10 protein-coding genes and 1 tRNA gene are annotated in these 10,745 nt (G+C 50.3%); 1 reads left to right on the forward strand and 10 read right to left on the reverse strand.

Features of this window, described 5'->3' with window-relative positions:
- The first annotated feature begins 69 nt into the window (after positions 1-69).
- Positions 70-157, forward strand: a tRNA-Ser gene (locus tag EHN07_RS19955).
- Between the two features lie 153 nt (positions 158-310).
- Here the strand turns inward: EHN07_RS19955 and chbG are convergent.
- The 10 genes from chbG to efeU form a co-directional block, all read right to left on the reverse strand.
- On the reverse strand, positions 311-1,072 hold the full coding sequence (chbG, locus tag EHN07_RS19960; protein WP_124025750.1) for a chitin disaccharide deacetylase: 762 nt from the start codon (positions 1,070-1,072) through the stop codon (positions 311-313).
- Between the two features lie 45 nt (positions 1,073-1,117).
- Complete coding sequence (locus EHN07_RS19965) at positions 1,118-2,461, reverse strand: 6-phospho-beta-glucosidase (RefSeq protein WP_124025751.1); 1,344 nt, start codon at positions 2,459-2,461, stop codon at positions 1,118-1,120.
- Positions 2,462-2,569: 108 nt separating this feature from the next.
- Complete coding sequence (gene chbR, locus EHN07_RS19970; protein WP_124025752.1) at positions 2,570-3,406, reverse strand: transcriptional regulator ChbR; 837 nt, start codon at positions 3,404-3,406, stop codon at positions 2,570-2,572.
- Positions 3,407-3,418: 12 nt separating this feature from the next.
- Complete coding sequence (chbA, locus tag EHN07_RS19975) at positions 3,419-3,766, reverse strand: PTS N,N'-diacetylchitobiose transporter subunit IIA (protein WP_124025753.1); 348 nt, start codon at positions 3,764-3,766, stop codon at positions 3,419-3,421.
- Between the two features lie 59 nt (positions 3,767-3,825).
- The gene (gene chbC, locus EHN07_RS19980; RefSeq protein WP_124025754.1) at positions 3,826-5,184 is read right to left on the reverse strand and encodes a PTS N,N'-diacetylchitobiose transporter subunit IIC; all 1,359 of its coding nucleotides are present in this window, start codon (positions 5,182-5,184) and stop codon (positions 3,826-3,828) included.
- A gap of 87 nt (positions 5,185-5,271) precedes the next feature.
- Positions 5,272-5,598, reverse strand: coding sequence for a PTS sugar transporter subunit IIB (locus tag EHN07_RS19985; RefSeq protein WP_124025755.1), 327 nt, complete (start codon positions 5,596-5,598; stop codon positions 5,272-5,274).
- A 263-nt stretch (positions 5,599-5,861) separates the two neighbouring features.
- Positions 5,862-6,650 carry a phosphate starvation-inducible protein PhoH gene (gene phoH, locus EHN07_RS19990; protein ID WP_208647009.1) on the reverse strand — a complete coding sequence of 263 codons (789 nt, stop codon included), beginning with the start codon at positions 6,648-6,650 and terminating at the stop codon, positions 5,862-5,864.
- A 577-nt stretch (positions 6,651-7,227) separates the two neighbouring features.
- Complete coding sequence (gene efeB, locus EHN07_RS19995; RefSeq protein WP_124025757.1) at positions 7,228-8,514, reverse strand: iron uptake transporter deferrochelatase/peroxidase subunit; 1,287 nt, start codon at positions 8,512-8,514, stop codon at positions 7,228-7,230.
- A gap of 5 nt (positions 8,515-8,519) precedes the next feature.
- On the reverse strand, positions 8,520-9,644 hold the full coding sequence (gene efeO / locus EHN07_RS20000; protein WP_124025758.1) for an iron uptake system protein EfeO: 1,125 nt from the start codon (positions 9,642-9,644) through the stop codon (positions 8,520-8,522).
- A 63-nt stretch (positions 9,645-9,707) separates the two neighbouring features.
- The gene (gene efeU / locus EHN07_RS20005; RefSeq protein ID WP_124025759.1) at positions 9,708-10,541 is read right to left on the reverse strand and encodes an iron uptake transporter permease EfeU; all 834 of its coding nucleotides are present in this window, start codon (positions 10,539-10,541) and stop codon (positions 9,708-9,710) included.
- Positions 10,542-10,745: the final 204 nt, after the last annotated feature.

The raw sequence follows: 10,745 nt of genomic DNA on the forward strand, positions 1-10,745 counted from the left end.
TGACCGAATGCGCGCGACTCCCTATAGTAGCGCCCCGTTGCCCCCTGAACATGGCGACAGATACAAAACGGTGAGGTGTCCGAGTGGCTGAAGGAGCACGCCTGGAAAGTGTGTATACGGCAACGTATCGAGGGTTCGAACCCCTCTCTCACCGCCATATTTCAGGAGAAAGTCTGAATTCACGTTCAGACTTTTTTTTTCGCCCGTCATTTAGCGCCTGTTATCAGCTGCGCACAAAAACCCGAACCTGAGTTCGGGTTAAGAAATGCAATAGCCCCCACACGCCAGCATAAAGTTAATTCCGTATGGGTTACAAATCCTTAAACGTGCCCAGGGAATACCCGCGCTCTGCGATGGCATATTTTAGCGAAGCGGATGTCAGAACATCCAGTTCCGCAAGGCGCGGGTAACAGTATTTACTGGCAAGGATGGTGTTATCAATAAAGGAAGGGTGACACATTATTTCTAACGATTGCTCACCGCGCGCCGTGGCGCGATCCAGCGCGTCAAGGAATAACCTTTCCGATATCGCATCGCCATAAAAACCGCTCTCAAAGCCTTCAGCCGTTTTCACACCAGTACATTCAAGCCCAATGGGTAAAGCCGCATCATAGTCGAAACGAATCGCCACGCCCTTCTCTTTCGCAAACGCCTCAACGATCGGGTAAATCTGCGGGATCATATGCACATGGTGATGGCTGTCGAGATGCGTGGGCGCTCGCCCAAATAATTCGAGGAATTTTGCATACTGGCAAGCCAGCTCGTGCTCAATTTCCGCCAGCGGCAGCCTGTCTTCTTCAGCGCGCTGCCAAATCCATTTGCCCAGCTCGCCCTTATCATCCACCAGCCCCGGCATGGCGGACAGCGGCCGCCCCAGCGTCAGGACAAAATGCATCCCAATAGCCAGACCTGGATGTTTTGCACTGAGTGCAACAGCATGTTCAATTCCTGCGGCATTAACCATCGCGGTGGTAGACGTCACTACACCGTTGGTGAATGCGTCTATAATTCCGTAGTTTTGCGCCTTACACAGCCCAAAATCGTCCGCGTTAACAATTAATAACTTATCCATTGTCGCCTCGGTAAGCTGCCTTCCCTTTGCAGGGAAGGCCTCCAGTTATTTAAGTGCAGCGATAGTTTCCGCAAAGTTTGGCAGATTAGCTTCATGAGCTAACAGCATGTCGCGGGCAATTTTCTCAGCGTCTTTATCAGAATGAATCAGCGGGCTTAAATTCAGCGCCAGCAAAACATCGTTAAAGTTACCGCTCAGCGCCGCTTCACTCGCCGCCACTTCAAACCCTTTGATGGTGTAAATCAGGCCCAGCACTTTCTCATCAAAATGGGTGATGCGCGGCGTCGGCGTTGCGCCATCGCGGCCAATAGTACAGGTCATTTCAACGGCCCAGTCCGCTGGAATATTATCAACATGGCCGTGGTGCGGCACGTTAACGTAATGCTCGCTTTGCTTGTCGTTGTAAATATCGCTGATAACTTCACAAGCCGCATCAGAGTAGTAAGCCCCGCCACGCAGCTCCAGCTCTTTTGGTTTCACATTCAACGCAGGGTCTTTGTACAGCTCGAACAGCTGCTTCTCAACTTTCTGCACCACTGTTGCGCGCGCGCCGCCTTTATAGAACTCGCCCATTTCGATAGCCAGCATCTCTTTTTGCTTGAAGTAGTACAGCAGATAAGAGCACGGCAGCAGACGCAGAGAGCGAATCAGACCTTCGCTAAACGGCAAATCAAAGATGTTTTTTACCGAACCTGCGGTCAGCGTGCCGGATGCCACGCCATCAAGCAGCTCGTCAAAACGGGAAGTGCCGTTAACCAGCACATCTTTGATAAACACCATATGGTTGAGGCCGAACAGATCGATGTTCAACTCATCCGTTGGCGCCAGTTTCAGCACGTCTTTAATGAACATTTTCATGCCCACGGGAATGTTACACACCCCGATGAACTTCTTGAAATCCGTGTGGCGATAAACCGCTTCGGTGACCATACCGGCCGGGTTAGTGAAGTTGATAACCCAGGCGTCAGGGCAGATTTCTTTCACATCATTAATAATGTCGAAAATCACCGGAATGGTGCGCAAACCTTTGAACAAACCACCGGCCCCGTTGGTTTCCTGGCCCAGATAGCCATAGCTTAGCGGAATGCGTTCATCAAGCTCACGGGCTTTAAGCTGCCCAACGCGCAGCTGCGTGGTAACGAAATCAGCATCAACCAGCGCTTCGCGGCGATCGAGAGTTTTATACAGTGCAATCGGCACACCCGCGCGTTCAATCATGCGCAGGCAAAGATCAAAGATAATATCTTGCTTCTCTTTCCCCGCCTCAACGTCAACCAGCCATAGTTCACTAATCGGCAATTCCTGGTAACGTTTAATAAAACCTTCGAGTAATTCAGGGGTATAGCTACTGCCACCGCCAATGGTAACCACTTTCAATTTTTTACTCATAGGGACTCCGGTACAAGTTTATTGCACTGTAATTAAGACAGCGATATAGATGTATGATTGAGGATTGCTCTTAACCCTCATTAATACATTTACAGGTTATATAAAAAATTACTTAATACTGTATAACTGCTTGCGATAATGCTGCGGTGTAAATGAGGTGAGCTTTTTAAAATTTTTAATAAACATACTGGCGCTACTGTAACCAGACTCGAAAGCAATATCGGTGACAGAATAGTTGGTGATTTCCAGCTGTTTTTTAGCAAAGTTAATTCTTATCTCGTTGATAATTTGCATCGGTGTCTTGCCGTAATGGCGCTGCGTCGCGCGGGTTAAATACTCTTGCGACTTGCCAGATAGCTCCACCATATTGACTAATGCCCGGTCACCAAACATCGACTTGCCATGCATCTGCTCAACGGTATTTTTCAGCCAGCCAGGAATATCACCGCCGGACTCTGACTCTTTATGATGGCGCAGACGATTCACAATATAAAACGTCACCATCTCAAGAAATTCATTAAACTCGCCCTGACGGAAATGTAATGAGGCGGTGACCGATTCAATATAGGTCAAAAACTCATTCTTAATTTGATAGACCTGCGAAGCAATAAAGCAGGCAGGAAACAACGGTAAATAATGCTGTTCAAAAAAAGCCTTGCTGATCCCCACATTGAGGATCCTTGTGGCACCAAAATCGTAAAAACTTTGATGATAAGAACCCAGCGGAATAAAAACAAAACTGCCTCTTTCCAGCAGGACGCGTTTACCGTTTATTTCCTGATAATAGCGCCCGGTCAATACCACCGTGAACTCATAATAATCATGCTGGTGCAGCCCGGAAACGCTTTCGACTTTGTTATGGATAAACATGTGAAAATGTTGTCCATCAAAAAGCTGGCTCTCGCGTGCCGTGCTGATTTCCATACTGAGTACCGGTGGCTGCATAACGACCTCAACTTATTGTATTTTTTCGTGAAGCTCAATCAATTCTGCGATCAGTTCGCGCGCCAGCATTGAGGTCATCAGGTGATCCTGCGCATGCACCAGCACCAGGCTTACTTTGGTTTTACCTTCGCCCTGGTCAGCTTCAATCAGTTTGGTCTGTACCAGATGCGCTTCGTTCAGCGCTTCACGGGACTGCACCATCAGTTCACGGGCCCTGGCGAAATCACCGGCTTTGGCGATTTTTAAAGCCCCATAAGCAAGGCTACGGGCCTGGCCGGAGTTGATGATTAGCCCCATGACCACTTCTTCAAGATCGTCAGTAGCGACTTCGCTTTCTACTACGCTGTCTAAATCAAACATACTCTCTCCCGGTATTTTTAAAGCGGTTGGGGATAAGGGCTATCCCCAACCCACGCTCTTTAGAATTTCAGTGCGTTCGCGATATCTTCTTCGCTTTCTTCTTCTTCGATGACGGCCTGTGCTTTGTTAGACAGGATAACGAATGGTATATACACGCATGTCGCCACCCCGAGGTTAAACAGGGCCACTAACAGGGCAGCGATACTGCCGTTACTGTTAAAGAAGGCTCCCAAACCGGTAGGCATGGTCCATGGTGCCAGGTTGGTCACCGGCGGGATAATTCCCATTGAGTACGCCGCAAGCGTGATGGCTGCCAGAATCGGCTGCACCAGCACAAACGGGATAAACATCACCGGGTTCATAATGATTGGCAGACCGAACAGGATAGGTTCGTTAATCTGGAAAATGCCTGATGGCAGCGCCAGTTTCGCCACCTGACGGTGATCGGCACGACGAGAGACCATAAAGATGGCGATAATCAAGCCCAGCGTCGCACCAGAACCCCCCAGCAGGATGTAGGAGTCGAGCATTGGTTTCGCCCAGAAGTGGAACTGTTTGCCCGCGTCAATTGCCGCCTGAACAGAACCGTACTGGTTGTAAAGGGCGATGTTTTCCAGCGCCCACGGCGTCATGATGCCGTTGTCCAGCGCGGTCAGCGCCAGTGAGCCATGCACGCCAAAGAACCACAGCAGGGCGTTAAAGATAACATACGCCCAGCCCACTACAGCCCCCATCGACGCCAGCGGCGTAGCAATGGAATCCATAATAATCTGGTGGAAGTTGCTACCGTGGTTGGCCAGCAGCCAGGAGATAATCCCGAAGATAGACAGGATAATAAAGCCTGGAATTAAAGCGGAGAAAGAACGTGATACCGAGGTCGGCACGCTATCTGGCAAAGTAATTACCCAATTGCGGCGGATAACAAAAGTAAATAGCTCCGCGACAACCAGACCAATAACAATACCGGAAATAATATTCTGCCCCCCTAACCAGTTAGCGCCAACAGCATAAGCTTCGCCAACGCTATATGGCGTGACGGTCATAAATGCCGCAACGGATAACAGGCCCGCGGCAAGCGGGTCAACTTTACGTTCCTCAGCCAGCGCCATACCAATGAAAAAAGGCGCCATCAGCGACATAATGCCCAACGTACCGTTGTACACGTTGCCGCCGATGGCTTTTAACCCATTCAGGGTTTCAATGGTTGAGGGATCTAAGCGAATACCTAAGGAGTAGAAAAAGGAGCCGGCGCCAAAACTCAGAAAGACGTTATTGATTAATACGAACATCGCCCCGGCAAGGGTTAATGGCATTAATTTGATGAAACCATTTTTAATTGCGTTGACGTGCGGTTGCTTCCCAATTTTTACTGCGAAAGGAAGCAATATCTTTTCAAGTGAATCAATGACTTTACTCATTTGTAATTTCCTTTATTGCCGCCAGGGTCTGGCGGCCAGGTTGTGTAAGGTCGTTCTTTGACGGAAAAATAAAACAAAAGAAAAAAATTAACCGTTTGCAGCGGCCTTTTTAATCGATGCGACGGCGGCTTTCAGCACCCCTAATCCATCAATTTTGCCGTACATTGCCGAATCAATCACTTCAACCGGCTTGCCGGGCAAGACTTTTTGAATTTCTGGCAGCATATAAGCGATTTGCGGTCCGAGGAGCACCAGATCGGCATCTTTGCCCTTTTCAGCCGCCAGCGTTTCAGGCCAGGCTTCGATAATCACCGGGACTTGATACTTTTCTGCCTGCGCCTTCATTTTAGAAACCAGTAATGAGGTGGACATTCCGGCAGAACAAAACAGGTAAATACGTCTTTTCGTCGTCATAATTAATTCCTCAGGTTGCAACAGCCTGCATGTCGGAAATCAGCACAGCTCACGCCTGCGACAGGGACTGATTGGAAATGTTCTGATTGTTTCTTGTTAAGAGAAGTATACGGCAACAGGATGGCGGGAAATAATTATGAATCACTAAAAATTGTCTCTCCTTGACCATGCGTTTTGATACCCTTCACATTTCGGGCAAATAATTCGCGCAAAGAAAAAAGCCCAAACACGGTTTGGGCTCCACGGTTCCATTATGCCAGAAATCAGTCGTAGGCATTCAGGGTGCGCTGGCAAAGGGCTGAGCGCACGCAGTCTTGTTTGCCAAAGCGAACCACACCAATCATTTCATCTTCGGTAAAACGCTCCAGCGCGTCGCTTAGTCCGGATTGAACACCCCGTGGCAAATCGCATTGTGTGATATCGCCATTGACGATCACCGTCACGTTTTCCCCAAGGCGCGTTAAAAACATTTTCATTTGCGCGCTGGTGACATTCTGCGCCTCATCAAGAATAACCACCGCATTTTCGAAGGTGCGTCCGCGCATGTAGGCGAACGGCGCGATCTCTACTTTGCCGATTTCGGGACGCAGGCAATACTGCATAAAGGACGACCCTAAACGTCGCACCAGGATGTCATACACCGGGCGGAAATAAGGGGCGAACTTTTCTGAAATATCCCCGGGCAAGAAGCCGAGGTCTTCGTCAGCCTGCAGGACCGGACGGGTCACAATTATCCTGTCGACATCCTTATGTATCAGGGCCTCAGCGGCTTTCGCCGCGCTGATATAGGTTTTGCCGCATCCGGCTTCGCCGGTGGCGAAGATCAGCTGTTTTTTCTCGATGGCGTTAAGATAGTGCTGTTGAGCCTCATTGCGCGCCGCTATCGGTGAGTTATCGCGACAATCTCTTGCCATACCGATAGATTCAACGCCGCTCATCTGCACAAGCGTGGTGACCGATTCCTCTTCACGTTGCTTGTGGCTCCGTGAGTCTCGTCTGAGCACACGTTTTGCTTCACGACGAGCTTTGATCACTGCTTTCTGTCTTCCCATGGATGGCACCTTACAGTTGGTTTCATTTCCCGCGCCGCAACATGGTGCGCGCTGATGTTCACTAACGGATGAGGTTTGGCTTCCTTTTAAGCCATGAACTGCCGGTTGAGAGGATGCGCCAGCCGGACGAATAACGCCGCTTAGCGTATCGTTAATAAATGGATAAGTGGTGGATTGGTTTTTTTTAGCGGTGAAGATAGCGAAGCCGGAGGAGAGGCCTCCGCGCAGAGTTGTGCGGGTAAGAGTGTTGCTCAATCGTCCAGTACAGGACACTACCATTCGCGATCTCCATGGTGATAAATTTTCACATCCGGGAACTACCGCTCGTGCTTTAAGTACAGCAAATCAGATTTTATTTGCAACAATTATTTTACTTTAATTCAACACCGGCGTTTCGTCATGCGACAGCCACGTTTATGACATAAAAATATTACATTTTTATATCAACGGTATAGTCATATTGAAATGGGGTGAATACCAGGCAGGCAAATTGTTATTAAATGAAAAATTAGCCGGGGAAGCATTGTCCTCACTCTGGCCCTCTCCCTGAGGGAGAGGGCCAGAAGAAAACGAAAAACTACGCCTCAATCAGCCCCTGCCCTAAATAATGCTGCTTATCCTTAACGCCCGGCATCACGAAGAAATATCCGCCGCCGATCGGCTTCACATACTCCTCCAGTGCTTCACCATTAAGCCGCTGCTGCACCGCCAGAAAACCTTTCTCAAGATCGTGCTGGAAACACACAAACAGCAGTCCCATATCCAGCTGCCCGGATTTGGAGACCCCGAGTGAGTAGCTATACCCCCGGCGCATCATCAGATTGGATTGGGTTTCTTTGGTGCGCGGATTTGCCAGCCGAATATGGGCATCAAGCGCAATCAAGTTACCGTCGGGATCGGCAGCATAATCAGGCTCGTCGTGCTCATTCTTCATACCCAGCGGCGCGCCGCTATGTTTATCACGGCCAAAAATAGTCTGCTGCTCTTTGAGTGGCGTTCGATCCCAGAACTCCACATGGAACTGAATAATGCGTACGGCCTGATAGCTGCCGCCCACCGTCCATGCAGGCTCCTGCTGATCCGTCGTGACCCAAATCACTTCATCCATCAGCGGCTTATCTTCGCTATTCGGATTCGCGGTGCCGTCTTTAAAGCCTAACAGGTTGATCGGCGTCTCTTTGCCGCGCGAGCGCGCCGCGTGGTTAGAGATAAATCCTTCCCGCTTCCAGCGTACGCTGAGCAAATCCGGCGTGTATTTAATGATATCGCGCAGGGCGTGAATCACGGTATCCGCCGTATTCGCACAAATCTGCAGCAGTAAATCACCGTGACACAGGCTGGCATCCAGTGAATCATTGGCGAAGCGTTCCATTTTTTGCAGCTTCTTCGGCTGCTGCTCTTTCAGGCCAAAACGCTCATCAAACAGCGACGTTCCGGCAGCCAGCGTGATAGTCAGGTTATCAGGGTAAATTTGCGCCCCCAAAATTCCGGAGTCCATTGGCGGCATGCGCGGATTAGGCGTATCCGGTACTGCGCCGCCGGTAGTCAGGAAGTCAAAACGCGCCGTCAGTAATTTGAATAAACGCTCGAGATCCGCTTTATCACTGGCCAGAACATCGAACGCGACTAACATCATTGCCGCCTGCTGAGGGGTCAGCACGCCCGCCTGATGCTCACCGTAAAACGGCTGCTTTTCCATACGGGCATCGGGCGGTAATGTTCTGGGCGATGTCTCCTGCCCGGCTGCATGTGCTACCGGGCAGCCGCCGCTAACTGCGAGAGCGCCACCGAGCACCCCCAACCCCTTTAGCAACCGGCGGCGTGCCGGAAGATGGCCGCCGTGTTTATTTTTTTCTTCTGCCATCAGTATTAGTCCAGACCCAGAACGCCACGCAGCTGTGACAAATCTTCTGCCAGCGCTGTTACCGGCCCTTTCAGCGCATTACGGTCAGCATCCGTCAGTTTGTCGTAAGTCTCAAAACCCTCTTTGCTGCGGTATTTGGCAAGAATGGTGTTCACTTTGCTGAAGTTGGCATCCACTTTTGCCAGCAGCGGCGCATTGTCCTTGGTCAGTAGCGGACGCAAAAGATTAAGGATTTTCTGTGCGCCATCCACGTTTGCCTGGAAGTCCCACAGATCGGTGTGGCTGTAACGCTCTTCTTCACCGCTGATTTTGCTCGCAGCCACTTCTTCAATCAGAGCTGCCGCGCCGCCCACGACTTTGCCAGGAGGGAATGCGAGTTCGGCAATACGCGCCTGCAGATCCAGCACATCACCATTCAACTGCTCAGCGTATTTTTCCATGCCTTTGGTAGTGTTATCACCAAACAGCGCTTTTTCCAGGCGGTGGAAGCCGGTGAATTTCGGATCGTTCGCCTTCTGCTCGTAATCATCTTCACGGGCGTCAATGCTGCCATCGAGGTCAGAGAACAGTTCAGCAATCGGTTCGATGCGCTCGTAGTACTGACGAGTTGGGGCATACAGAGATTTCGCTTTTTCGACGTCGCCCGCTTTTACCGCGTCAGTAAACGCTTTGGTGCCTTTAACCAGTTCCACAACCTGCGCGGTGACATACGTTTTGTATTCGGTAATTGGGCCAGTTAACGCCATCACATCGTTTTGCGCTACGCCCTGGTCGCCCGCCGCTTTAACGATAAGCTTGCCTTTCGGGTTACTCAGCAGGCCACAGGTCATATCGTATTCCCCCGCCTGCAGGTTAGCGGTCATCTTCTGCGTAAAACCCGGCGCGATATTTTCGCGTTCTTCAACCACCATGACCCCTTTCAGGATTTCCCACTCCAGCGCTTTCTGGCTGTGGTTCTGAATGATGAACTGCGTTTTACCGGCATTAACCGTAATGCTCATCGGTTCACACTGTTTATCGGTCACAGTGACTTTGACCTGTGGAACATCAGCGGCCTGAACGGCAAAAGCAGAACAAGCAAAGGCGAAAAGCGCGGTGTGCAAAGCTTTACGACGAAACGGTGTAGTCATGGCCCATCCCTATTAAATATTAGTATGTTGTAACTAAGCGGCAATTAACTCGCCGCAAGATGATTAACGAATGTTATTTGTCGCCCGGGCCGTCAAACCCGGAGGCATGAAAAACAGCACCAGTGCGGGGATCAGATAAATAAAGTACATCGCGACTTCGCTTACCGTCGGCGTTTCCTGGTAACCAAAAATCCCTTCGAGCAGCGTACCGCTCAGGGAGTGGGTGGAAAGCACATTGCTGAGATCGAATGCGATCTCCTGGAAATGGTTCCACAGCCCCGCTTCATGGAATGCACGTACCGCCCCCGCAGCAAGGCCGGCCGCCACGAACAAAATAAACAGGCTGGTCCATTTAAAGAACAGCGCCAGGTTCAGGCGAATACCGCCCCAGTAAAGCAAGAAACCAAGGATGATGGCGGTGCCCAGGCCAAGTATTGCCCCAAGCGGCGGCATCATACCGACATCCTGCTGGAAGGCCGCCAGCAGAAAGAAGACCGACTCCAGGCCTTCACGTGCGACGGCGAAGAACACCATCAGAATCAGCGCCCAGCCGTGGTTACTTTTGTTATTCAATGCCTGGTCTACCTTCTGCTCCAGCTGGCCCTTTACGTTGCGCGATACTTTGCGCATCCAGAACACCATCCAGGTCAGAACAAAGACCGCGATAACCGCTACGATGCCTTCAAACAGCTCCTGCTCTTTTTGCGGGAACTCACCGGTAGTTTCATTAATAAAAATACCCAGGCCTAAGCAGAGCGCGGCAGCCGCTACCACGCCAACCCACATCACGCCAATCCACTGGCCGCGCTGGGTACGCTTCAGATAGCCTGCAATCAAGCTGACGATCAGCGCGGCTTCCAGCCCTTCGCGTAACATAATGAGAAACGGAACAAACATTGCTGGCACTCCGACTGTGAATTCAGGTCAAACGACGTAAAGAAAAGTAAAAACCAAACGATTGTGATTATCATTACCACAAAAATAAACACAAGAAGAGAATTTGCTTATTTACCTACAGCTGTAAAAAAAGGCCGCAAAATGCGGCCTTCACAGACTGATGACAAACGCCATGTTTTCACACAACGAACAGAGGCCATCAAT

The sequence above is a fragment of the Buttiauxella warmboldiae genome (genome assembly GCF_003818135.1).
Classification (GTDB): Bacteria; Pseudomonadota; Gammaproteobacteria; order Enterobacterales; family Enterobacteriaceae; genus Buttiauxella; species Buttiauxella warmboldiae.

What these genes read in the sequence shown, in the direction of transcription:
- efeB (WP_124025757.1), bottom strand. Translation starts at nt 8,514, where the DNA reads ATGGCAGAAGAAAAAAATAAACACGGCGGCCATCTTCCGGCACGCCGC.
- chbR (WP_124025752.1), bottom strand. Translation starts at nt 3,406, where the DNA reads ATGCAGCCACCGGTACTCAGTATGGAAATCAGCACGGCACGCGAGAGC.
- efeO (WP_124025758.1), bottom strand. Translation starts at nt 9,644, where the DNA reads ATGACTACACCGTTTCGTCGTAAAGCTTTGCACACCGCGCTTTTCGCC.
- EHN07_RS19985 (WP_124025755.1), bottom strand. Translation starts at nt 5,598, where the DNA reads ATGACGACGAAAAGACGTATTTACCTGTTTTGTTCTGCCGGAATGTCC.
- chbA (WP_124025753.1), bottom strand. Translation starts at nt 3,766, where the DNA reads ATGTTTGATTTAGACAGCGTAGTAGAAAGCGAAGTCGCTACTGACGAT.
- phoH (WP_208647009.1), bottom strand. Translation starts at nt 6,650, where the DNA reads ATGGGAAGACAGAAAGCAGTGATCAAAGCTCGTCGTGAAGCAAAACGT.
- EHN07_RS19965 (WP_124025751.1), bottom strand. Translation starts at nt 2,461, where the DNA reads ATGAGTAAAAAATTGAAAGTGGTTACCATTGGCGGTGGCAGTAGCTAT.
- efeU (WP_124025759.1), bottom strand. Translation starts at nt 10,541, where the DNA reads ATGTTTGTTCCGTTTCTCATTATGTTACGCGAAGGGCTGGAAGCCGCG.
- chbG (WP_124025750.1), bottom strand. Translation starts at nt 1,072, where the DNA reads ATGGATAAGTTATTAATTGTTAACGCGGACGATTTTGGGCTGTGTAAG.
- chbC (WP_124025754.1), bottom strand. Translation starts at nt 5,184, where the DNA reads ATGAGTAAAGTCATTGATTCACTTGAAAAGATATTGCTTCCTTTCGCA.